The organism is Amycolatopsis sp. MJM2582, assembly GCF_000754115.1.
Taxonomy (GTDB): Bacteria; Actinomycetota; Actinomycetes; order Mycobacteriales; family Pseudonocardiaceae; genus Amycolatopsis; species Amycolatopsis japonica.
The window spans coordinates 1-22394 of record NZ_JPLW01000011.1 but is presented as its reverse complement, the minus strand read 5'-3'; the positions used below and the strand labels follow the sequence as shown (position 1 = coordinate 22394).

General features: G+C 70.2%; 22 protein-coding genes. 4 read left to right on the top strand and 18 right to left on the bottom strand.

The window, feature by feature from the left end:
- Positions 1–8: 8 nt before the first annotated feature.
- From ED92_RS40485 to xerD, 6 genes are all read right to left on the bottom strand, one after another.
- A complete protein-coding gene (locus tag ED92_RS40485) occupies positions 9–761 on the bottom strand; it encodes a pseudouridine synthase (RefSeq protein ID WP_007035528.1) in 753 nt (250 codons plus the stop codon).
- Complete coding sequence (gene scpB / locus ED92_RS40480) at positions 751–1419, bottom strand: SMC-Scp complex subunit ScpB (RefSeq protein WP_037348141.1); 669 nt, start codon at positions 1417–1419, stop codon at positions 751–753. The genes ED92_RS40485 and scpB overlap by 11 nt, the downstream gene beginning before the upstream one ends.
- A complete protein-coding gene (locus ED92_RS40475) occupies positions 1416–2351 on the bottom strand; it encodes a ScpA family protein (protein ID WP_037348138.1) in 936 nt (311 codons plus the stop codon). Before ED92_RS40475 ends, scpB begins: the two co-directional genes overlap by 4 nt.
- Entirely contained in the window at positions 2351–2776 is a 426-nt protein-coding gene (locus ED92_RS40470) for a hypothetical protein (RefSeq protein ID WP_037348136.1), read from the bottom strand. The genes ED92_RS40475 and ED92_RS40470 overlap by 1 nt, the downstream gene beginning before the upstream one ends.
- Entirely contained in the window at positions 2773–3798 is a 1026-nt protein-coding gene (locus ED92_RS40465; RefSeq protein ID WP_037348134.1) for a ParA family protein, read from the bottom strand. Before ED92_RS40465 ends, ED92_RS40470 begins: the two co-directional genes overlap by 4 nt.
- Before the next feature lie 92 nt (positions 3799–3890).
- A complete protein-coding gene (xerD, locus tag ED92_RS40460; protein ID WP_037348132.1) occupies positions 3891–4793 on the bottom strand; it encodes a site-specific tyrosine recombinase XerD in 903 nt (300 codons plus the stop codon).
- A gap of 119 nt (positions 4794–4912) precedes the next feature.
- Here xerD and ED92_RS40455 point away from each other — a divergent pair, with 119 nt between their 5' ends.
- Complete coding sequence (locus tag ED92_RS40455; protein WP_037348130.1) at positions 4913–5398, top strand: DUF1707 domain-containing protein; 486 nt, start codon at positions 4913–4915, stop codon at positions 5396–5398.
- A 251-nt stretch (positions 5399–5649) separates the two neighbouring features.
- Here the strand turns inward: ED92_RS40455 and ED92_RS40450 are convergent, their stop codons facing one another.
- Both ED92_RS40450 and ED92_RS40445 read right to left on the bottom strand, forming a co-directional pair.
- Positions 5650–6276 (bottom strand): NUDIX hydrolase, encoded by a 627-nt coding sequence (locus ED92_RS40450; protein ID WP_037348129.1) that lies wholly within the window; start codon positions 6274–6276, stop codon positions 5650–5652.
- Positions 6273–7973, bottom strand: a complete 1701-nt coding sequence (locus ED92_RS40445) for a CTP synthase (protein ID WP_081976085.1) — start codon at positions 7971–7973, stop codon at positions 6273–6275. The genes ED92_RS40450 and ED92_RS40445 overlap by 4 nt, the downstream gene beginning before the upstream one ends.
- Positions 7974–8061: 88 nt before the next feature.
- On the opposite strand from ED92_RS40445, the gene aroA reads away from it, so the two are divergent.
- Complete coding sequence (gene aroA, locus ED92_RS40440; protein WP_037348127.1) at positions 8062–9348, top strand: 3-phosphoshikimate 1-carboxyvinyltransferase; 1287 nt, start codon at positions 8062–8064, stop codon at positions 9346–9348.
- Here the strand turns inward: aroA and ED92_RS40435 are convergent.
- Positions 9345–10271: an aminoglycoside phosphotransferase family protein gene (locus ED92_RS40435; RefSeq protein WP_037348126.1), complete on the bottom strand. Its 927-nt coding sequence runs from the start codon at positions 10269–10271 to the stop codon at positions 9345–9347. The two genes, aroA and ED92_RS40435, sit on opposite strands and share 4 nt — an antisense overlap.
- A 24-nt stretch (positions 10272–10295) precedes the next feature.
- Entirely contained in the window at positions 10296–10973 is a 678-nt protein-coding gene (locus ED92_RS40430) for a GntR family transcriptional regulator (protein WP_037348125.1), read from the bottom strand.
- A gap of 147 nt (positions 10974–11120) precedes the next feature.
- On the opposite strand from ED92_RS40430, the gene ED92_RS40425 reads away from it, so the two are divergent.
- Positions 11121–12563 carry an NCS1 family nucleobase:cation symporter-1 gene (locus tag ED92_RS40425; RefSeq protein ID WP_037348122.1) on the top strand — a complete coding sequence of 481 codons (1443 nt, stop codon included), beginning with the start codon at positions 11121–11123 and terminating at the stop codon, positions 12561–12563.
- A complete protein-coding gene (locus tag ED92_RS40420; protein ID WP_037348121.1) occupies positions 12563–13273 on the top strand; it encodes an aspartate/glutamate racemase family protein in 711 nt (236 codons plus the stop codon). The genes ED92_RS40425 and ED92_RS40420 overlap by 1 nt, the downstream gene beginning before the upstream one ends.
- A gap of 63 nt (positions 13274–13336) precedes the next feature.
- On the opposite strand, the gene ED92_RS40415 is transcribed toward ED92_RS40420, so the two are convergent.
- The 8 genes from ED92_RS40415 to ED92_RS40380 form a co-directional block, all read right to left on the bottom strand.
- Positions 13337–14284 carry a copper transporter gene (locus ED92_RS40415; protein WP_037348119.1) on the bottom strand — a complete coding sequence of 316 codons (948 nt, stop codon included), beginning with the start codon at positions 14282–14284 and terminating at the stop codon, positions 13337–13339.
- Positions 14281–15465, bottom strand: a complete 1185-nt coding sequence (gene steA / locus ED92_RS40410) for a putative cytokinetic ring protein SteA (RefSeq protein ID WP_037348117.1) — start codon at positions 15463–15465, stop codon at positions 14281–14283. Before steA ends, ED92_RS40415 begins: the two co-directional genes overlap by 4 nt.
- Before the next feature lie 103 nt (positions 15466–15568).
- Positions 15569–17365: a DNA repair protein RecN gene (recN, locus tag ED92_RS40405; RefSeq protein WP_037348283.1), complete on the bottom strand. Its 1797-nt coding sequence runs from the start codon at positions 17363–17365 to the stop codon at positions 15569–15571.
- 104 nt (positions 17366–17469) lie between these two features.
- Positions 17470–18381 (bottom strand): NAD kinase, encoded by a 912-nt coding sequence (locus ED92_RS40400; protein ID WP_037303235.1) that lies wholly within the window; start codon positions 18379–18381, stop codon positions 17470–17472.
- Positions 18378–19193 (bottom strand): TlyA family RNA methyltransferase, encoded by an 816-nt coding sequence (locus ED92_RS40395; RefSeq protein WP_037348115.1) that lies wholly within the window; start codon positions 19191–19193, stop codon positions 18378–18380. Before ED92_RS40395 ends, ED92_RS40400 begins: the two co-directional genes overlap by 4 nt.
- Positions 19194–19197: 4 nt before the next feature.
- The gene (locus ED92_RS40390) at positions 19198–19377 is read right to left on the bottom strand and encodes a hypothetical protein (RefSeq protein WP_037348114.1); all 180 of its coding nucleotides are present in this window, start codon (positions 19375–19377) and stop codon (positions 19198–19200) included.
- A gap of 76 nt (positions 19378–19453) precedes the next feature.
- Positions 19454–20443 (bottom strand): HAD-IIA family hydrolase, encoded by a 990-nt coding sequence (locus tag ED92_RS40385; protein WP_037348113.1) that lies wholly within the window; start codon positions 20441–20443, stop codon positions 19454–19456.
- Positions 20436–22259, bottom strand: coding sequence for a hypothetical protein (locus ED92_RS40380; protein ID WP_037348112.1), 1824 nt, complete (start codon positions 22257–22259; stop codon positions 20436–20438). Before ED92_RS40380 ends, ED92_RS40385 begins: the two co-directional genes overlap by 8 nt.
- Positions 22260–22394 lie beyond the last annotated feature (135 nt).

The window sequence follows — 22394 nt, the reverse complement described above, 5'->3', positions numbered from 1 at the left end:
GGAAAGTCTTAGAGATCGACGGCGCGGTACAGCGAACCGACCTCGCCGCGGTTCAGCCGCCGGATCGAACCCGACCGCTGGGCGCCGAGCTGGACGTCGCCCAGCGCGGTCCGGACCAGTTTGCGCACCGGGTGCCCGGTGGCCGCCATCAGCCGCCGCACGATGTGCTTGCGCCCCTCGTGGATGACCAGCTCGATCTGGGTGCGCCCGGCCAGCATGTCCTTGACGCGGAACTGGTCGACCTTGACGATGCCGTCCGGCAGCTCGAAACCGGCGCGCAGTTCCTTGCCGAGCCCGCGCGGGACGATGCCCTCGACCTCGGCGAAGTAGGTCTTCAGCACCCGGAACGACGGGTGCATCAGCCGGTGCCCGAGGTCGCCGTCGTTCGTGAGGAGCAGCAGGCCTTCGGTGTTCTCGTCGAGCCTGCCGACGTGCACGATGCCGGGCGTCTCCTCGTACCGGCCGCGCAGGTAGTCGCCGACGCACGGACGGCCGCGGTCGTCGTTCATCGTGCTGTGCACGCCCTTGGGCTTGTTCAGCAGGAGGTACACGAGGTCCTCGCGGACCTGGACGCGGGTGCCGTCGACGTGGATCACGGAGTTGTCCGGATCGACCCGGCGGCCGAGTTCGGTGACCACCTTGCCGTCCACGCTCACGCGACCGCGCACGATCAGGTCCTCGGCCGCGCGCCGCGAGGCCACGCCCGCCTGCGAAAGGACCTTCTGCAGCCGAATGCCGTCGGGATGCGGGTCAGATGTCATCGATGGTGTCCACTTCGGGTAGCAACGGAGCGATGGGCGGAAGGTCGGCCAGGGACGACAGGCCCAGTCGCTCCAGGAACAGCTCGGTCGTCACGTACAGCGTGCCAGTGGTTTCGGGGTCGGTCCCCATCTCCTCGATCAGGCCGCGCGCCAGCAGCGTCCTGATCACCCCGTCCACGTTCACCCCTCGGACGGCGGCGACCCTGGCCCTGGTCACCGGCTGCCGATAGGCGATCACGGCGAGGCTCTCCAGTGCGGCTCGCGTCAGCTTGGAACGCTGGCCGTCGAGCAGAAGCTTCTCCACGAACGGGGCATAGACGTCCCTAGTGTAGAACCGCCACCCTTCGCCGACTCGGCGCAGGTCGATTCCGCTGGTCCGCTCGGTGAACTTCTGCGCCATCGTGCGCAGCGCCACGGTCACCCGCGACACCGGCTGCCCGACCGTCTCGGCGAGCGATTCCTCGCTGATCGGCGAGTCGACGACCAGGAGCAACGCCTCCAGCGCCGCTTCGAGCGCCTCGTCCGAGGTGACGTCGGGATAGTCGCCGTCGCCGGCCGCGACGAGACCTTCGTCGGCGGGCGGCTCCTCCTCGGCGGCAGGAGTCTCCGCCTGGGTGTCTTCGGTCGTCTCTGTCTCTTCGGTGTTCTCCGGGGTCACCCGTACTCCTCGTCCTCGACGGCGGCGCGGTCCTGCTCGGCCGCCACCGACGCCTCCTCCACGGACCCGCCGGTCCAGCGCACGTGCAGTTCGGCGAGCGCCTCCAGCTGCTCGAACTGGACCGAGGACTCCCGGTACAGCTCCAGCAGCGCGAGGAACCGCGCCACGATCTCGACGGTGTGCTCGCAGTCCTCGACCAGTTCGCCGAAGGTCGCTTCGCCTCGTTCCGCGAGCTTGAGCCGCAGCAGCGCGGCGTGCTCGCGCACCGAGACCCGGCCCATGTGGATATGCGCGATCGACACCGTCGGCGGCGGCTTCGGTTTGAAGACCGCGACCGCGATCTCGGAGAACTTCCCGACGTCGACGCCGAGCATCACCTCGGGCAGCAGCCCCATGAACCGGTCTTCGAGCGCGACCGAGCGCGGATACCGCCGCAGCGCGCCGGCCTCCAGCTCGCCGAACAGCGCCGCGACCTGCTTGTACGCCCGGTACTGCAGCACACGCGCGAACAGCAGGTCCCGTGCTTCGAGCAGGGCGAGGTCGTCTTCGCTCTCCACCTCGGCGGCGGGCAGCAGGCGCGCCGCTTTGAGGTCGAGCAGGGTCGCCGCGATGACCAGGAACTCGGTCGTCTCGTCGAGGTTCCACTCCGTGCCGAGCGCACGGGTGTAGGCGATGAAATCGTCCGTGACCCGGTGCAACGCGACTTCGGTGACGTCGAGCTGGTGCTGCGAGATCAGCTGGAGCAGCAGATCGAAGGGGCCCTCGAAGTTCTCCAGGTGCACCTTGAACTTGGACGTGCTCAGCTCTTCACTGGCCAGTCCTTCGGGGACCATCCCGCCGTGCACGGTCTCGTGCACGACGGGGGTCTCGTCTGCCTCTGTCCGCTCGACCGGCTCTGAGCCGCTGGGAGCAGCCGCGGCCGGGTCGTCCATCAGTTCTCGGTCTCTTTCCCGTCCTCGCTGCCCGCCCGCAGGCGTTGGACGAGGACCGAGTCCTCGCCCGCCGCGTCGAAGTCGGCCAGCAGCACGGCCACCGCCTCGCGGACCAGCCTGCCGCGATCGAGCACGAGACCGTGCTTCGCCCGGAGGTTCAGCCTGGCCTGCTCCATCGCCAGCAGTTCGTCGCCGGAGACGTAGACGGTGATCTTCGCGTCGTGCTTGGTCCGCCCGGAACCGCTGCGCGCGGCACGGGTCAGCTGATCCTTGTGCGCGCGCCCCGGCTCGGTCCCGGATCCGTTCCCGTTGCCGTTCCCCTTCGCGGGGGCGGGCTGTTCGGGCGCGGGCGGGAGATCGAGGGCGGGGCTGGAGGTGATCCTGAAGAGTTCGGACGCTCCGGGCAGGGAAGCTCGCCTGCTCACCGAGCGATCACCTCGCGTGCCAGCGCGCGATAAGCCGCCGCGCCCGCTGATTTGGGAGCCCAGGTCGTGATCGGCTCGCCCGCGACCGTCGTCTCGGGGAACCGCACGGTGCGGTTGATCACCGTGTCGAACACGGTGTCGCCGAATGCCTCCACCACTCTCGCCATGACCTCCTTCGAGTGCAGGGTTCTCGGGTCGTACATGGTGGCGAGAATCCCGGTGATGTCCAGTTTGGGGTTGAGGCGTTCCTGCACCTTCTCGATGGTGTCGATCAGGAGCGCTACGCCTCGCAGACTGAAGAACTCGCACTCCAGCGGGATGATCACACCGTCCGCGGCGGTCAGTGCGTTCACCGTCAGCAGGCCTAGCGAGGGCTGGCAGTCGACAAGAACATAGTCGTAGTCGTTCATGACCGGACGAAGGACCCGTAACAAAGTGTGTTCGCGTCCTACCTCTGCGACCAACTGGACCTCGGCCGCGGACAGGTCGATGTTGCTCGGCAGCAGGTCGACGCCGTCCACCCGGGTCTTCCGGATGACGTCGGTGATGCTGACCGAGCGCTCCATGATGACGTTGTAGACCGTCTGGTCCAGCTCGTGCGGCTGAATGCCGAGGCCGACCGAGAGCGCGCCCTGCGGATCGAAGTCGACCAGCAGCACCCGGCGGCCGCATTCGGCCAGCGCCGCGCCGAGGTTGATGGTCGAGGTGGTCTTGCCGACGCCGCCCTTCTGGTTGCACATGGCCATCACCAGTGCGGGGCCGTGCCGGTCCAGCGGCGGCGGGTCGGGGATCTCGCGATACGGACGGCCGGTGGGCCCGATGCCGTCGTTGTCGCGTTCTTGCTGCTTGGCTTCTTTGGCTTCTTTGGCGCGCTTGGCCTTGCGGCCGCGGGAAGAGATCGTGTCCTCCGACGGTTCGTCGCCGTCGTGTTCGGCGGGGGTTGCGATGGTCACCTGGCTGAGGCTCGCGGCAGCCGAACCGGCGGACGCGGACGGCTTCGCCGGCTCGTTCGGTGTCGACATAACGCGAAAGCTCCTCTTCGGCAGGATCCTCGGCAGCCTATGCGCGATCCGGGAGTCGAGCCAACGAGGCACGCCGGGACTGACCGGGTCGATTAGCCGAGCGCGCGGGGATGTGCTGTCGCGTAAACCTCGCGGAGCGTGTTGACCGTGACCAGCGTGTACACCTGGGTGGTGGTCACGGAAGCGTGGCCGAGCAGTTCCTGCACGACGCGGACGTCGGCGCCGCCTTCGAGCAGATGCGTGGCGAAGGAATGGCGCAACGTGTGCGGCGAAACGCCCGCCGTGATCCCGGCGGATTCCGCGGTGTCCTTGAGAACCTGCCACGCGCTCTGCCGGGAAAGCCTGGAGCCGCGGGCGTTCAGGAACATCGCCGGCGTCCCCCGGCCGTGGGTGGCGAGGGCCGGCCGCGCGCGAACGAGATAGGCGTGCACCGCTTCCAGCGCGGGACGGCCGATCGGCACGATGCGCTGTTTGCCGCCCTTCCCGTCGAGCAGCACGGTCCGTTCGGCGTCGTCGATGTCGTCGACGTCGAGTCCGACGGCCTCGGAGATCCGCGCGCCGGTGGAGTAGAGCAGTTCCAGCAGCGCCCGGTCCCGCAGCGGCCGTTCGCCCTCGGGCGGTGGGGTTTCCAGCAGTTTCAGCACGTCGCCGACCGGCAGCGCCTTGGGCAGCCGTTTGGCCGCGGCGGGTGGCCGGACCTCGCGGGCCGGGTCGTTCTCGGTGATGCCGTCGGCGTGCGCGAACTTGTGCAGCCCCCGCACCGCGACCAACGCGCGGGCCGCCGAGGACGCGGCCAACGGGCGATGCTCTTCGTCGCCCTCGCGCAGCGCCGCGCCGAACGAGGTGATGTGCGCGGAGGTGACGTCGGCGAAGCGCTCGACGTCCGCGTCGCCGAGGTACGCGGTGTACCGGCGCAGGTCACGGGAGTAGCTGTCGAGGGTGTTCCTCGCGGTTCCGCGCTCGACCACCAGATGGTCGAGGTACGCGGCGACCACCTGGGCGACTCCGCTACCGCCGGCCCGTGACACACGGACACTCTAGGACCACTCGCGACCCGATCGGGGGTTCGCCGCGCGTGCCGCGCCGCGGGTGTGAAACGGGCTACCTTGGGAGCATGTCGCAGCAACCGGACCCGGAGGAGATGCGCGTCGGCACGGCCGAGCGCGAAGAGGCCGCGCGGCTGCTCGGCGACCATTACAGCCAGGGCAGGCTCACCCCGGACGAGTACGAGGGCCGCGTCCTCGCCGCGTACGAGGCCGTGACGCTCGGCGAGCTCCGGCCTCTGTTCCAGGACCTGCCCGCGCCGCACCCGACGTACCTGGCGCCGCGGTTCGACCCGCCGCCGTTCGTCCCCGTGTATCAGCGGCCCGCCGCGGTCCTGCCCTACTCGCCGAAGTCGAAGATCGCCGCCGGGGTGCTGCAGATCGTGCTGCCGTTCGGGATCGGGCGGTTCTACACCGGCCACATCGGTCTCGCCCTCGGCCAGCTGGCGGTCGTGCTGGTCACCTGCGGCGTCGGGGTGGTCTGGCCGATGGTCGACGGGATCGTGCTGCTGGCGAACGGCGGCACGGACGCGCAGGGCCGCCGACTCCGCGACTGACCCCTTGCCTAGTCCGTGAAGGCCTCCTTGAGGGACTCTGGGTCCCTCAAGGAGGCCTTCACGGACTAGGCGATCGCCACCCGCGACACCACCAGTCCCAGCAGTCACAGGAGCGCGCGTGAAGGCCCCCTTCCCTCGGCTCAGCCGAGGAAACTCGACCTTCACACCTTCCCAAGTACATGAAGGCCCCCTTCCTTGCGTCTAGCGCAAGGAAGGGGGCCTTCATGTACTACAAGGGCCACTCACGAGCGTCAGAGGCCGCGCGAAGCGAACTTCGTCGGCCTGTCCTCCCAAGGAGCGTCCGAAGGCCGCGACGAAGCCGCCCCCGAAAGCACCGCGTGCGCGGCGAGCACGCCACCGACGGTCGCCCCGTTCACCAGCTCACCCGCCAGCGCCATCCGGACCGCCTCGGCGAGCGGGAACTTCCGCATGACGAGGTCGGCCTCCTCCTCGCCGAGCATCTCCCTGTCCACTTCGGACAGTTCGCGGGCGAGGTAGACGCGGACGACCTCGTCGGTGAAGCCGGGCGACGCCGCGACGTCGACCAGGGTCTCCCAGCGTTCGGCGCTGAGCCCGACCTCCTCGACCAGTTCGCGTTTGGCCGCGCCGACGGGGTCCTCCCCCGCCTTGTCGATCAGCCCGGCGGGCAGTTCCCACAGCCGCCGCCCGATCGGGTGGCGGTACTGGTGGATCAGCGTCACCATGCCGTCCGCGTCCAGCGCGACGACGGCGACCGCGCCGAGGTGCTCGACGACCTCACGGCGGGCCGTGCCGCCACCGGGCATCACGACCTCGTCGACCCGCAGCCCCACGACGCGTCCGATGTGGACGTCCCTTGTGGACGCGACGGTGAACTCGTGTTTGCCGGGCTCGGTCACCGGGCCACCGTCTGCGGGGCCTCGGGCAGCTCGACCGGCAGCCGCTCGGCGACCTTGCGGTCCACGACGGCCTTCACGAACGCGCTGAACAGCGGGTGCGGCCGGGTCGGCCGGCTCTTGAGCTCCGGGTGCGCCTGGGTGCCGACGAAGAACGGGTGCTTGTCGGCGGGCAGCTCCACGAACTCGACCAGGTGGTCGTCGGGCGAGGTGCCCGAGAACACCAGACCGGCGTCGGAAAGGCGCTTGCGGTAGGCGTTGTTGACCTCGTAGCGGTGGCGGTGCCGCTCGGAGACCTCGGTGCTGCCGTACGCCTTCGCGACCTGCGACCCCGGCTTGAGCTTCGCGACGTAGGCGCCCAGACGCATCGTGCCGCCCATGTCGCGCTCACCCGCGACGACGTCACGCTGGTCGGCCATCGTGGAGATGACCGGGTTCGGTCCGTCCTCGAACTCGGCCGAGTTCGCGTCCTTGATCCCGGCGAGGTTCCGCGCCGCGTCGATCACCATGCACTGCAGGCCGAGACACAGGCCCAGCAGCGGCAGCCCGTGGGTGCGGGCGTAGGCGATCGCGCCGACCTTGCCCTCGATACCGCGGATGCCGAACCCGCCGGGGATCAGCACACCGTCCACATCGGACAGCGCGGCCGCGGCACCGGCCGGGGTCTCGCAGGAGTCCGACGGGACCCAGGCGATCTGGACCTTGGCGCGGTGGGCGAACCCGCCCGCGCGCAGCGCCTCGGTCACCGACAGGTACGCGTCCGGCAGGTCGATGTACTTGCCGACGACCGCGACCCGCACCGTCTCCGACGGGTTGTGCACGCGGTCGAGCAGGTCGCCCCACACGGTCCAGTCGACGTCGCGGAACGGCAGCCCGAGGCGGCGCACCACGTAGGCGTCGAGCGCCTCACGGTGGAGCACCTTCGGGATGTCGTAGATCGACGGCGCGTCGGGGCAGGCGATGACGGCCTCGGTGTCGACGTCGCACATCAGGCCGATCTTGCGCTTGAGGTCCTCCGGCAGCTCGCGGTCGGCGCGGCAGACGAGCGCGTCGGGCTGGATGCCGATGTTGCGCAGCGCGGCGACCGAGTGCTGGGTCGGCTTGGTCTTGAGCTCGCCCGACGGGGCGAGGTACGGGACCAGCGAGACGTGGAGGAAGAAGCACTGGTCGCGGCCGACGTCGTGGCGGACCTGACGGCAGGCCTCCAGGAACGGCAGCGACTCGATGTCGCCCACGGTGCCGCCGACCTCGGTGATCACGACGTCCGGGCTGTTCCCGTCCTCGTCGGCGCCCGCCGCGGCGGTGATCCTCGCCTTGATCTCGTCGGTGATGTGCGGGATGACCTGCACGGTGTCGCCGAGGTACTCACCGCGGCGCTCCTTGGCGATGACCTCGGAGTACACCTGCCCGGTGGTGACGTTCGCCTTGCCGTCGAGAGCCCGGTCGAGAAAACGCTCGTAGTGCCCGATGTCCAGATCGGTTTCGGCGCCGTCGTCGGTGACGAACACCTCACCGTGCTGGAACGGGTTCATCGTGCCCGGATCGACGTTGAGGTACGGATCCAGCTTCTGCATCGTGACCCGGAGCCCACGTGCGGTAAGGAGCTGACCCAGGCTGGAAGCCGTGAGTCCCTTACCCAGAGAGGAGGCAACGCCTCCGGTGACAAAGACATACTTGGTAGCCCGCGACTGAAGTCCCACGGGCTTCCACCTTATCGCACGCCCGCCGTAGCGCTCATCGGCCACGCCGCAAGCGTCCGATGGAGTGGAAAACCGCTACCCTCGCGGCGTGACAGACGCGCACGACACCTGGACCGCACCGGTCGCGGAAGGCCCGCTCGACGCGGACATCCGCGTCCCCGGTTCGAAGTCGATCACCAACCGGGCCTACGTCCTCGCCGCGCTCGCCAGCGCGCCGACGCGGGTGCGGACCCCGCTCGACTCCCGGGACGCGCGCCTCATGCTCGGCGCCATCTACGCCCTCGGCGCCCACTCGCAGGGCAGCATCGGCGGCTACCTCGTGCACCCGCTCGGCCCCGGCCGCGTCCATCCCGACGAGACCGTCCGGGTGGAACTCGGCAACGCGGGCACGGTCGCCCGGTTCACCCCCGCGCTCGCCGCGCTGGGCACCGGCCCGGCGCTGTTCGACGGCGACGAGGCCATCCGCCGCCGTCCGATCGGGCCGCTGCTGAAGGCGCTGCGCGACCTCGGCGCCCGTATCGACGACGACCGCCGCGAGGCGCCGCCCTTCACCGTGCACGGCGAAGGCGGCCTGCGGGGCGGCAGGGTCGATCTGGACTCCTCGGCGTCGAGCCAGTTCCTGTCCGCGCTGCTGCTCGCCGGGCCGTCGTTCCAGCAGGGTGTCACCGTGCGCCTGGTGGGCGGCCAGGTGCCGAGCGAACCGCATATCGCGATGACGGTCGAGATGCTGCGCCGCTTCGGGGCCACTGTGGACCGTGAGGGCACCGAGTTCCACGTCGCGCCGACACGGCTCTCCTGCCCCGAGTACATCGTCGAGCCGGACCTTTCGACGGCGGCGCCGTTCGTCGCCGCCGCGATCGCGACCGGCGGCACGGTGCGGATCGCGGGCTGGCCGCAGCGGACGACCCAGCCCGGGGACTGGCTGCGGAGCCTGGCGCCCGTTCTGGGCGCCACCGCCGAGCTCGACGCGGGCGGCCTGACGGTCACCGGCGGCGGCACGATCCCCGGCGTCGAACTGGATCTGCACGACGTCGGCGAGCTGACGCCGGTGATCGCGGCGCTGCTGTGCCTCGCCGAAGGGCCGTCGGTCATCTCCGGGGTGGCGCATCTGCGCGGCCACGAGACCGACCGGCTGACCGCGCTCGCCACCGAACTGTCGTCGCTCGGCGCCGACGTGCGCGAGACCGAGGACGGCCTGCGGATCACGCCGGCGCCGCTGCACGGCGGGAAGTTCCACACCTACGACGATCACCGGCTGGTGATGGCGGCCGCGGTGCTCGGGCTGAAGGTCGAGGGCGTCGAGGTGGAGAACCCGGGGACGGTCGGGAAGACCTTCCCCGGATTCGCCGAGGCCTGGACCTCGATGCTCGGCTAACCCTCGAACGGCGAAGCGCGCCACAGATCGATCATCGGCTTCATTCCTTCCACGAGCATCGGCAGCTCGGGCGCCATCGCGAGGCACGCGACCATCTGCAGCCGTCCCGCGGCCTCGATCGTCTTCAGCACGGTTTCGTCGACCTCGCGCAGGCCCAGTTCCTCGGCGGCGGCGTTGTAGGCCGCGATGCCTTCGGGGCCGTTGAAGGCGAGATCGCGTTCGATCGGGCCGCGGTTGACCAGTTCGAAGTCGGAGTACAGCTCGCCTTCGGCGGTGACGATCAGGTTGTAGCCCGGCGCGTCACCGTGCACGGGCTGCACGGTGGCGTTCGGGAACGCCTTGGTGAATGCCTCCTCCGACTCCAGCAGCGGCCGGAGGACCTCCCATTCGCGGCGGGCGCGGACGAGGTCGCCCGCGTCGAGCAGGTCCGGCCTGCCTTCGAGCTGGGCGAGACCGTCGGGGATGAACGGGTCGAGGCCGTTCAGGAACGCCAGCTCGCCGGGGTAGTCGCGGAGCGTGGCGTGCAGCTTCGCGACGAGCTTGGCCGAGTACTCCACGGCGAGGTTCGCGTCCTCGACGAACTCGATCAGCTCCCAGAAGGTCATCGAGAAACCGTCGCGCTGAACCGGTTCCGCCGGCACCAGCGGGCTCGGCTTGACGACCGGAAGCCCCTTCTCGCCAAGCCAGGTGGCGACGGCGAGTTCGCGCCGCTGATCGGTCAGCTGCGTCTCCGGTGTCGTCGTGCGCGGCAGCACGGTCGGCACCCGCACGACGACCGGCGAAGGCGCCAGCCGCACGATGACGGAGAAAACGTCGTACAGGACCTCGGGTTCGGTGACGGTGATACCCAGGTCGCGTCCCGCGGAGACCGCGGCGGCCACCGCCCGCGCGGTGCGGGCGGCCCGTTGTTCGTCGGTGATCATGTCCGCGAGTCTGACATGTCCGTTTCAGCCCGCGGAGCGTTCTCCGTCGTCCTCGGGGAACAGCGTCTTCAACGTCACTTCACGATTGACCCGCACATGCTCGACAGCATGGGCCCGCGCGCGGTCGGAATCACCCGAAGCGATCGCGTCGTAGAGGCGGCGGTGCTCGTCGAGCAGTTCGCCCCAGTGCTCGTTCTGGCTGGTCAGCCAGCGCAGCCTGCCCTCGAGCGGGCGGAGGATCTCGTGCAGGAGACCGTTGCCCGCGAGCGCGACGATCTGGTCGTGGAAGCGGGTGTTGAGCTGGGTGATCCGGGCCGGGTCGCCGCTCTCGGTCGCGCGGGCGGCGTCGGTGAGCAGCCGTTCGAGCGCGCGGAGTTCGGCCTTGCCCGCCCGTTCGGCGGCCAGCCCGGCGGCGAGCCCTTCGAGCGCCTCACGGACGTCGAAGAGCTCCTCGACGTCGGCTCTGGCCAGCTGGCGCACGACGATCCGGCGGGGCGACTGGACGGCGAGGAATCCTTCGGCCTCCAGGCTGCGGATGGCTTCGCGCACCGGCACGCGCGAGACGCCGAGATCCTCGGCGAGTTCGCGTTCGACCAGCCTGTCCCCCGGCTTCAGCCGTCCGGCGAGGATACGTTCACGCAGCTCGTCGCGGACCCGCTGCCGGGTCGCGGCCAGCGGCTGACGCTGTCCTTCCTCGGCCACCTGACCCCCTTTTCAAGACCGCCGTAACAGCTCGTAACCCGAGTTTATCGGCAGAAACCTTGACGACGGGCCACCGCGGGGTGATATTTGGGATGCCAAATTTTGGGATACCAAATCGACCGGACTCCCCGTCGATCGGAGGCCCGCATGACCGCCGCCCCAGCAACCCGGTCCGAAGCGCCTACCACCGAGAACGCCGATCCCCGGCTCTGGAACGAAGATCTCGCGCCGGCGAAAGAACGCCGCTGGAAGGTCTACGACATCTTCGCGCTGTGGATGTCGGACGTGCACAACCTCGGCAACTACACCTTCGCGGCGGGCCTGTTCGTCCTCGGGCTTTCGGCGTGGCAGGTGTTCACCGCCCTGCTGACCGGTTTCGTGCTCATCTACTTCGGCATGAACCTGATGGGCCGGATCGGCCAGAAGACGGGCGTCCCCTTCCCCGTCGTCGCCCGCATCAGCTTCGGGACCTTCGGCGCGAACCTGCCCGCGCTGATCCGCGCGATCATCGCGATCATCTGGTACGGCATCCAGACCTATCTCGCTTCCGTGGCCATCACACTGCTCGTGCTCGCGATCGATCCGGGACTGAAACCGTTGACAGAGGTCGGTTTCCTCGGTCTGCACGCGCTCGGCTGGATCTGCTTCATCGCGCTGTGGCTCGCGCAGGCGCTTGTGCTCACCCGCGGCATGGAGGCCGTGCGCAAGTTCCAGGACTGGTGCGGTCCGGGTATCTGGGTGGTGATGATCGCGCTCGCCGTGTGGATCCTGGCCGCCGCCGACTGGAACATTTCCTTGACCAGCAACCCGAAGGCACTGTCCACAGGGGAGCAAGTACGGCAATGGTTCGGCGCCGTGGGCCTGATCCTGTCCATCTACGGCACCCTGATGCTCAACTTCTGCGACTTCTCCCGGTTCACCCCGAACCAGAAAACGGTGCGGCGCGGCAACTTCTGGGGTCTGCCGATCAACTCGACGGCGTTCGCCCTGCTGTCGGTGCTGGTGACCGCGGGCAGCCTCCAGGTGTTCGGTGAGGCCATCACCGACCCCGCCGAACTGCTGGCCCGTATCGACAACACGCCCGTGCTGATCATCGGCGCGCTGACCTTCGCGATCGCCACCATGGGCGTGAACATCGTCGCGAACTTCGTCTCCCCGGCCTACGACCTGGCCAACATCTGGCCGAAACGGATCACCTTCACCGTCGGCGGGATGATCAGCGCGGTCGCGGCGTTGTGCGTGCTGCCGTGGAAGCTGTACTCCTCGCCCGCGGTGGTCAACTACTTCCTCGGCGGCCTCGGGGCCTTCCTCGGCCCGCTGTTCGGCATCATGATCGTGGACTACTACCTGGTGAAACGCGGCCGGATCGACGTCGACAAACTGTTCGTGGCCGGACCCGATTCGCCGTACCACTACAAACGCGGGTTCAACCCGCGGGCGATGGTCACCTTCCTGCCCACGGCGGCGCTGTCCGCGATCATCGCGCTGGTGCCGTTCTTCGCCCCCGCCGCGCCGTACTCGTGGTTCATCGGCACCGCTTCCGCCGCGGCGCTCTATTTCGTGGTGTCACGCAAGCAGCGAGTCGCGTGATGCGGATCCTGGTCACCAACTGCAACACCACCGAGGCGATGACCAAGGAGATCGAGGCGGGCGCCCGCGCCGCCGCGAGCCCCGGCACCGAGATCCTGGCCAGAACACCGCTGTGGGGTCCGGAATCCGCCGAGGGCTGGCTGGACAGCTTCCTGAGCGCCGCGGCCGTCCTCGACCTTCTCAACGGGCTGGACGAGCCCTTCGACGCGCTCGTGATGGCCGGTTTCGGCGAGCACGGACGGGAAGGCGCCAGGGAACTGCTCGACGTCCCGGTCGTCGACATCACCGAGGCCGCCGCGCATCTGGCCTGTCTGCTGGGCAGGCGCTACGGCGTCGTGACCACATTGGACCGGACGTGCGGGCTCATCGAGGACAGCCTGCACGCCGCGGGCGTCGCGCAGAACTGTGTCGGCGTCCTCGGTGCGGGGCTCGGCGTCCTCGAACTGACCGACGAGCGCCGGACGGAATCGGCCCTGCTGACCGCCGGACGGCGCGCCAGGGACGCGGGCGCGGAGGTCCTCGTCCTCGGCTGCGCCGGGATGACCGGCCTTGATCGTCGCATCTCGGCGATGCTGGACATCCCGGTGATCGACGGCGTCGCCGCCGCCGTCCGCCTCGCCGAATCCCTCGTGGCCCTGAATCTCAAGACCAGCCGAGCCGGCTCCTACGCCCGCCCACTCCCGAAAACCCGCCTCTGGCCCCGCATTTAGTCCTCTGAATGCGGTCCTTGCACACGCAAGTACCGCATTCAGAGGACTAAATGCGGAAGGGGGTCAGTTGCCGGCGGCGGCGATCCCGGGGGCGGGAGCCTGGGCGTTGCCCGCGATGCCGTAGCGCCCGGCACCGCCTTCGAGCTGCTCCCGCAGCGCCATGATCGTGGTGACCCGGCCCGCCGCGGTCTCCGCGTTGTCCACAGTGGACAGGATGGACGTCGACGAGGTGTCGGCGCGGACGACGCCGATCGCGCCGGTGCCGTCGGCGGATCCCGCGTCGCCCGCCAGGACGGTGCCCGCACCGGAACGGTCGAGCTGCGCGGCGAACCGCGCGACGGTCGAGGCGCGGTCACCGGCGCCGTCACCGGTGTACTTGGAACCGGTGAGCACGATCGCGAGCTGCGCGGGCTTCACGTCCCCGCCGGTCTTGAGGAAACCGCCGTCGGTGAGCCCGCCGAGCGCGGCCGCCAGCTCCACCGGGGTGGACTGCGGCTGCGCGTTGTCCTTGTTCAGCAACGCCACGGAGCCGATCAGCGCGCCCGCGAGGGTGCCCGGGTCGCCCGCGGTCGGGAACTGGACACCGGCCGGCTGCAGACGCGACACCACGTCACGCAGCTGATCCGACCGCATCGGGTCGGAGAACGCCTCGGTCAGCTGGATCTCACCGGTGACCGAGGCACCGGCCTGACCGACGAGCTGCTTGAGCGCGTCGCGGTCCGCGGGCTTCGCGTCCTCGGTGGTCACCAGCACCACCGAACGCTTGTCCAGCTGACCCGCGACGACCTTCGGCCCCATCGCACCGGCGAACGCGTCCGCGTCGCCGAGCCTGGCGTTGAGCGAATTGCGCTGTGCCTCCAGATCCGCGACCTGGGAACCCAGATCCTCCTTCTGGCTGGCGAGACCCGAAAGCAGGGAACCGTTCAGCGCCGTCGACCCGAGCACCACGCCGATGGCGAGCGCCAGGAAGCAGGCGGCGATGGAAACGATGTGGTACCGCAGTGAAATCACGTGAAGAGTCCCTTGCCCCAGGCGATGAACGAGTTCCAGGTGTCGCGGATCCAGTCGAGGTACACCGAACCCACGTCGGACACCAGCAGCGCGGCCGCGACGGCCACCAAGGTCGCGACGACCAGCAGGACGATGGCGCCGATGGACACCCGGCTGCGGTGCAGGGTCGCGACCGCCTTGCCGTCGACCAGTTTCGTGCCGAGCTTGAGCCTGGTGAGGAATGTCGACGGGTTCGACCCGGACCGGCCGTGGTCGAGGAATTCCCGCAGTGTCGCCTGGAATCCGACGGTGACCACCAGGCTCGCCTCGTGCGCGTCGGCCAGCAGCAGCGCCAGATCCTCGGCGTTGCCCGTCGCGGGGAAGGTGACCGCGCCGATTCCGAGGTCCTGGATGCGCTCGACACCGGGCGCGTGCCCGTCCGGCTGCGCCGGGACCACGACCTCGCCACCGCTGCGCAGCGTCTCGGCGCCGATGCCGTGCGGGTCGCCGACGATGACGTCCGGCTGATAACCCTGCGCGCGCAAGGTGTCCGCCCCGGCGTCGACCCCGATCAGCACCGGCCGGTGCTCGGAGATGTACTTCTTCAGCTTCTTGAGGTCTTCGGCGTGCCCGTTGCCGCCCGCGACCACCAGGGCGTGCCGATCCCGCAGCGGGACACGGATCTCCGGGACGCCGACGCCGTCGAGGATGAGACTGCGTTCCCGGCGGAGGAATTCGATCGTGTTCGCGGAGAACGCCTCCAGCTGGGTGGACATCCCGGCCTTGGCCTCGATCATCTGGTCCGCGACGCTTTCCCGCGTCTGCTGGACACCCGAGCCGAGCTGCCGCTCTCCGATGTAGACGACGCCCTCGTGCAGGCGGAGTTTCGTGCCGTCCTTGACCTTGCGCAGCAGTTCGCCGCCGACCGAATCGACCAGCGGGATCCCGGCCTCGAGCAGGATCTCCGGGCCCAGGTTGGGGAACCGGCCGGAGATCGACGGCGAGGCGTTCACCACCGCCGCGACTTCGGCCTCCACCAAGGCATCGGCCGTCGACCGGTCGAGGTCGAGCTGGTCGAGGACGACGATGTCGCCAGGGCTCAGCCGGCGGAGCAGCTCACGCGTACGCCTGTCGACCCTGGCGACGCCGGTGATCCCGGGGAGGGTCTCTTGGTTACGCGAGAGCAAGCCGGTGAGCTTCATGCGACCGATAGTGACAAATCCGCGCGGGCTTCCGTGTCCGCCACGCCGATGGAAACACGCCGATTAACCCACACCGGATCGGGCCACCCGGTCGTGACAGGGACTACTTCGCCTTCTTCCGCTTCCCACCGCGACGGGCTTTGGGCTTGTCCGGCGCGCTCTTGTCGGCCTCGGCGACGGCGAGCAGTTCCTCCGCGTGCGCCCGGCCGGTTTCGGTGCTTTCCATCCCGGCGAGCATGCGCGCGAGCTCGACGACGCGCTCCGACTGTTCGAGTACGCGCACCCCGCTGCGGGTCACCCCGCCACTGGTGCCCTTGTCCACCACCAGATGCTGATCGGCGAACGCGGCCACCTGCGGCAGGTGCGTGACCACCAGGACCTGGTGACTGCGTGCCAGCCGCGCGAGCCGCCTGCCGATCTCGACCGCCGCGCGGCCGCCGACCCCGGCGTCGACCTCGTCGAACACCAGTGTCTGCACGGTGTCCGCATGGGCGAGGACGACCTCGATCGCCAGCATCACGCGGGAAAGCTCACCGCCGGAAGCGGCCTTGTGCACCGGGAGCGGCGGGGCACCGTTGTGCGCCCGCAGCAGCAACTCGACGTCGTCGACGCCGTCGGGCCCGGCGTGCACGAGCCTGCCGCCGACCTTCACGGCGTGCGCGTCGCTCTCGTCGACGGTGCGCCGCTCGACGGTGATCTCGATCTCGGCCTGTCCCATGGCGAGCCCGGACATCTCGGCGGTGATCGCCTCGGCGAGCTCGGCGGCGGCCTCGACCCGCGCCTCCGACAGTGTGAGGGCGTGTTCGGCCAGCGTGACGGCGAGTTCGTCGCGGCGCTTGGCCAGCTCGGCCAGCGCCTCCTCGGAGGTGTCCATCGTGGACATCCGGCGACGGGCGTCGTCGGCCCAGGCGAGCACACCGTCCACGTCCGCCGCGTATTTGCGGGTGAGCCGCTTCAGATCGGCCTGGCGCGCGAGCACCTTCTCCAGCAACGCGGGATCGGCGTCGAGCGTTTCGAGGTAGCTGCCCAGCTCGGCGCCCACTTCGGACAACAGCACCGAGGCCTCGTCCAGCCGGGGACCGAGCTCACGCAGGACGGCGTCCTCGGAACCGGTCAGGTGGCGGCTCGCCTCACCGATCAGCCCGACCGCGCCGGGCGCGTCCGGGTCGCCGTCGGGCGAACCCGAGACGGCGGCCTGCGCGGCACTCGCCGCGGACCGCAGTTCGTCGACCGCGGCGAGCCGCTTGATCTGCTCGGTGAGTTCGGTGTCCTCGCCGGGTTCCGGCGCGACGGCGTCGATCTCGGCGAGCCCGTGGCGCAACAGGTCGGCCTGCTGGGCCATCTCGCGGGAGCGGGTGGAGCGCTCGGTCAGTTCGGCGACGACGGCGAGCCATTCGTCCCGGACCGCGCGGTACTGCTCGAGCGGCTCGGTGACGGCCTCACCGGCGAACCGGTCGATCACCGCGCGCTGCTCGGCGGGCCGCAGCAGCCGCAGCTGATCGTTCTGCCCGTGGACGGCGATCAGCTGCTCGGACAGGTCGGCCAGCACACCGACCGGCACCGAACGGCCGCCGAGGTGGGCACGGGACCGGCCGTCGACCGAGACCGCGCGCAGCGCGATGACGCTGCCGTCCTCGTCGACCTCCGCCCCGGCGTCGGTGACGATCCGGGTGGCGCCCTCGGCACCGCCCAGCTCGAATCGGCCTTCCACGAAGGCCTTCAGCATTCCCGTCCGCACCTTGGACACTTCGGCTCGGCCGCCGGAGAGCAGGTGCAACCCGCTGACGACCATCGTCTTGCCCGCACCCGTCTCACCGGTGACCACGGTGAAGCCCGCGTGCAGTTCCAGCAGGGCGTCCTCGATGACTCCGAGGCCCTGGATGCGCATCTCGGCCAGCACGACGCCCACCGTAGCGGCCCACCCCGACCATTCCCGCACCCGGCACGTCATGAAAGGGCCGTTCAAGACAGAAATTGTCCTGAACGGCCCTTTCATGACATCCGTCAGCGGGCGTGTCGCTCCCGCCAGCCCTTGATCGGCAACGAGAACTTGTGCACCAGCCGGTCGGTGAACGGGCCTTCCCACAACCGGATCAACCGCACCGGCACCCGGCCGCAGGTGACCCGCACGGCCGCGCCGGCGGGAAGATCGAAGGTCCGCGATCCGTCGCAGGTCAGGACCGCGGGCGAACCGTCGGGATCGATGGCGACGGTGATCTCCGAGTCCCGCGAGACGACCAGCGGCCGCGAGAACATCGCGTGCGCGTTGCTCGGGACCACCAGCAGGGCCTGGACGTCCGGCCAGATGATCGGCCCGCCCGCGGAGAACGCGTACGCCGTCGAGCCGGTCGGAGTGGCGCACAGGACGCCGTCGCAGCCGAAGGAGGACACGGGCCTTCCGTCGACCTCGATGAGCGCGTCCAGCACCCGCTCACGCGAGCTCTTCTCGACGCTGGCCTCGTTGAGCGCCCACGTGTTGACGGTCTCTTCACCGTCGACGGTGACGACGACATCGACGGTCATCCGCTCTTCGACCTGGTAATCGCCGTCGACGGCCCGCTGGACGGTGTCGGCGAGCTTGTCCGAATCGGCCTCGGCCAGGAAACCGACGCGGCCGAGGTTCACGCCGAGCACCGGGACGCCGTTCGGCCTGGCGAGTTCCGCGGCCCGCAGCAGCGTGCCGTCCCCGCCGAGCACGAACACCAGCTCGGTGCCGGCGGCCGGATCCTGTTCCGGCGCCATGACCGTGCAGGGCGCGCCGATCCCGCCGTCCGCCTCCAGCATCTCGCGGACGTCCTCGTCGAGTACCCGCAGCCGCACACCGGCCTTGGCGAACCGGGCCGACACCTCGCGTGCCGCGTCCCGGGTCGCGTCCCGGTCCGGGTGCACGACGAGCAGCACCTCGCGATCGCTCATTGGGGTCCCTCCAGGACTGCGGTCCGGACGAGCCGCTCGGCGTCGGTGCCGGCGGTCTCTCCCGCCCCGCGGGTAAGCCAGACGAAGTATTCGACGTTCCCCGACGGCCCGGGAAGCGGGCTCGCGACGACGCCGCGCAGGCTCAGGTCCAGCTTCTCGGCCTCGGCGAGCACGCCGAGCACGGATTCGGCCCGCAGCTCCGGGTCACGGACGACGCCGCCGCTGCCGAGCCGGTCCTTGCCGACCTCGAACTGCGGTTTCACCATCGGCACCAGATCCGCGCCGTCCCGCGCGCAGGCGGCCAGCGCGGGCAACACGAGTTTGAGCGAGATGAACGAGAGGTCCCCGACCACCAGGTCGACCTGTCCGCCGAGGTCCTCCGGAGTTAGGTTGCGGACGTTCGTCTTGTCGAGGACGACCACGCGGTCGTCGGTGCGCAGCCGCCAGTCCAGCAGGCCGCGGCCGACGTCAGCCGCGATCACGGTGGCGGCGCCGTTGCGCAGCAGGACGTCGGTGAAGCCACCGGTCGACGCGCCCGCGTCGAGGCAGCGCTTACCTTCGGTGGAAAGACCTTGCGGGGTGAAGGCTTCGAGCGCACCGAGCAGTTTGTGCGCGCCGCGGGAGGCCCAGCCGGGGTCGTCGTTGTCGCGCACCACGATCGGCGCGCCGGACTCGACCCCGGTCGCGGGTTTGGTGGCCACCATCCCGCGCACGGTGACCTTGCCCTCGGCGATCAGCGCCGACGCCTGCTCCCGGGACCGGGCGAGACCCCGCCGGACGAGCTCCGCGTCCAGGCGGGCGCGTTTGGGCACGCGGTCAGACCTTGTCGATGGTGGACAGCGCCACCGTCAGCTCGGTGTGCACGGCCTCGAAACGGTCGACGTGCTCCGAAAGCAGAAGCGCCGCGAGGTCGTCGAGACCCGCCACGGCTTCGTCGATCCCGGCCCGGGGATCCGTGTCCTGCTGCGCGAACTGGTCCGGCGGCGGTCCCGGCACCGGCGGCGGGCCGGGAACCGGGGGTCGCGGAACGGGGTGGAAGTGGTCTTGCACCCCACCAAGTTAGCAGCGCTGGTCAGCCGAGGCGCAGCTCGCCGAGCGCGGCGCGGGCGGTGTCGCCCACACCACGGACCTCGGTGATCCCCGACTCCCAGGCCGCCGCGCACAGCGCGCGCAACAGGTCGAGGGAGTCGCCTTCACCATCGGCTTCGAGCACGTCACCCTGTGCGGTGACACGCCAGCCGTCCTTGGGCCCGATCTCGAGCAGTTCCGCCCGGCTGCTCAGCCCGGACAGGTCCGCCGCGAGGTAGCGCGGACGCTCCTCGGGCCTCGCCGCGATCAGGGACGCCGCGTCGGCGACGCCGGTCAGGACGCAGAGCGCGTCGATCCCGGCCGCGACCGCGCCCTCGATGTCCGTGTCCAGCCGGTCGCCAACGACAAGGGCACGTTCCGCGCCCGCGTCCCGTGCCGCCGTCGTGAACAGTCCCGGTGCCGGCTTGCCCGCCACCAGCGGTTCGGCGCCGGTGGCATGGCGCAACGCGGCCACCATCGACCCGTTGCCCGGCAGCAGACCGCGTTCGCTCGGCAGGGTCGCGTCGACGTTGGTCGCCACCCAGAGCGCGCCCGCGCGGATGGCGAGGCACGCCTCCGCGAGAGCGGCCCAGGTGTTCTCCGGGGAATGCCCCTGGACCACGGCGGCCACGTCCGGACCGGCTTCCCGGACCGTCTCGAAGCCGACGGACTCGACCTGGGCGGCCAGCGAGTCCGTGCCCACGACGAGGACCACCGCGCCCTGAGGCAGTCGCTCACCCAGCAGGGCGGCGGCGGCCTGAGAGCTCGTGTGGACCTCTTCGGGGGTGGCGGGCAGTCCGAGTGCCTCCAGGTGCGCGGAGACCTCCGCGGGCGCCTTGGAGGCGTTGTTGGTCACCCACCGGACGGCCGTGCCGTGGTCCCGGAGCGCCCGAAGCGCTTCCGGTGCGCCCGGGACCACCTTGCTGCCGTGATAGACCGTGCCGTCGAGGTCGAACAGGACCGCGTCGTACCCGGCCGACAGGGCGTCAGCCATTCGTGAGCTCCGCGGCGCGCTCGGCGGCGTCGGTCTCGTCCTCCTCGTCGGCCTCCGCCGCGTTCAGGAACCAGCGGATCGCCTCGTCCTTGCGGTCGGCCGCGGCGAGGTTGTCGGCGTAGGCGTAGAACAGCCGGGCGCTCCACGGGTCGCGCTTCTCCGCCTTGAGGTCGTCGCTCTGCAGGGAGACGACGGCCGCGTCCAGCTGACCGAGGTCGCGCCGGGCGCCCGCGGCGACGATCGCGAGCTCGATCTGGGTCGCCTTGGACAGACGCTCCTTGTCGACCTCCTTCGCGAGGTCGAGCGCCCGCTCCGGGCGGCCGATGGCGCGCTCGGCGTCGGCGATGATCGCGATGTGGTCGTCGGTCCGGGTCATCCGGCGGACGGCCCGCAGCTCCGACAGCGCCTCGGACCAGTTGCCCGCGTGGTAGGCGACCAGGCCGAGCGCCTCACGGACGATCGGGACCCGCGACGCCTTGGCCTTCGCGTACTTGGCGTGCTCCATGGCGGCTTCGGGGTCTTCGTCGACGAGGCCGCCGGCCGCTACGAGGTGCTTGCCGACGGTTTCCGCGAGCGCCTTGGGCAGAGTGCGGAGCTCCCGGCGGACGTCTTCGTCGAGATCGGAGAACTCGATGCCCTCGGGCAGTTCCGGAGCCTCGAGCAGCTCACGCGCCAAGGTCTCGTCGTCGACCGGCCTGTCGTCGGTGCGCGGCGAGGAGCGGAAGTCCTTGCGGCCCTCGGAACGGTCACGCTGGGGACGGTCGCCGCGCCGGTCGTCGTACCGCTTCTCCGGACGGTCGCCAGAAGGGCGACGGTCTCCGCGGTTGTCGCGGTCGCCGTAGGACTTGCGCTCGTAGCCACCACCGCTGGGACGACGGTCGCCCGAGGATGAGCCCGAGCCGCGCCGGTCGCCGTTGTACCCGCCGGAACGGGAACCGCCGCGATCGTCACGGTCGCGGTAGGACGGACGCCGGTCGTCGCCGCGGCTGTCACGGCTGTCGCGGTCGCCATAGGACTTGCCCTGGGGGCGTCCTTCGTAGCGGTTGCCGGAGGGGCGGTCGTCGGACCGGCCGCGGTTGTCCGAGCCGTAGCCGGAACGGGCCGGGCGGCTGTCGGAGCGCTTCTCGTAGCGGCCCTCGGAACGGTTGTCCGAGCGGCTGTCCGAACGGTTGTCGTAGCGACGCTCGGGACGGCTGTCGGACGAGCGGTACCCGCCGCGGTCGCCACCCCGGTTGTCGGACCGGTAGCCGCCGCGATCGTCGCCGCCCCGGTTGTCCGAGCGGTACCCGCCGCGGTCGCTGCCGCCCCGGTACCCACCACGGTCGCCGCCGCGGTTGTCCCGGCTGTCGCGGTTGTCCCGGCTGTCGGATCGGTAGCCACCGCGGTCACTGCCACCACGGCTGTCCGAGCGGTAGCCGCCACGGTTGTCACCGCCGCGGTAGCCGCCGCGGTTGTCCCGGCCACCCGACCGGTCGTCACGACGGTCGCCGCCACCGGGGCCACGACGGTCGTCGTTGTTGTAGCGCGGGCGGTTGTCGTCGCGGCCCTGGCCGCCGAACCGGCCGCCGGAGCGCTGGTCACGGGAGCCGTCGCCGCTGCGCGCGGGGTAGCTGCCGGAACCGCGGGCACCGCGGTCGTCACGACGAGGGCGGCCCTGGTAGCCGCCGTCGCGGCCGCCCCGGTCCTGCCTGCCGCCGGCGGAACCGCGCCGGTCACCTCGCTGCGCGTCAGACCGGCCTCCGCGGGGACTGTCGTCCCGGCGACCCGACCGGCCGGACGCGCCATCATCTGAGTCACGTCGACCGAACTCGGACACCTGGCCTCCTGCCACTATTGAAAAGTTTCGACATACGCCCACCACGAGGCGGGCCAACGGACCATTCTAGTCCGTGCCTGGACATGAAAAGAGACAGGGCCCTGACCGGGGAGAACCTGTTGGGGTTCTCGACCC

Excerpts from the sequence above, each read along its gene's own strand:
- ED92_RS40420 (WP_037348121.1), top strand. The coding sequence starts at position 12,563 with ATGCGGATCCTGGTCACCAACTGCAACACCACCGAGGCGATGACCAAG.
- ED92_RS40455 (WP_037348130.1), top strand. The coding sequence starts at position 4,913 with ATGTCGCAGCAACCGGACCCGGAGGAGATGCGCGTCGGCACGGCCGAG.
- steA (WP_037348117.1), bottom strand. The coding sequence starts at position 15,465 with ATGAAGCTCACCGGCTTGCTCTCGCGTAACCAAGAGACCCTCCCCGGG.
- ED92_RS40465 (WP_037348134.1), bottom strand. The coding sequence starts at position 3,798 with ATGTCGACACCGAACGAGCCGGCGAAGCCGTCCGCGTCCGCCGGTTCG.
- ED92_RS40425 (WP_037348122.1), top strand. The coding sequence starts at position 11,121 with ATGACCGCCGCCCCAGCAACCCGGTCCGAAGCGCCTACCACCGAGAAC.
- ED92_RS40400 (WP_037303235.1), bottom strand. The coding sequence starts at position 18,381 with ATGAGCGATCGCGAGGTGCTGCTCGTCGTGCACCCGGACCGGGACGCG.
- ED92_RS40435 (WP_037348126.1), bottom strand. The coding sequence starts at position 10,271 with ATGATCACCGACGAACAACGGGCCGCCCGCACCGCGCGGGCGGTGGCC.
- ED92_RS40385 (WP_037348113.1), bottom strand. The coding sequence starts at position 20,443 with ATGGCTGACGCCCTGTCGGCCGGGTACGACGCGGTCCTGTTCGACCTC.
- ED92_RS40485 (WP_007035528.1), bottom strand. The coding sequence starts at position 761 with ATGACATCTGACCCGCATCCCGACGGCATTCGGCTGCAGAAGGTCCTT.
- ED92_RS40475 (WP_037348138.1), bottom strand. The coding sequence starts at position 2,351 with ATGGACGACCCGGCCGCGGCTGCTCCCAGCGGCTCAGAGCCGGTCGAG.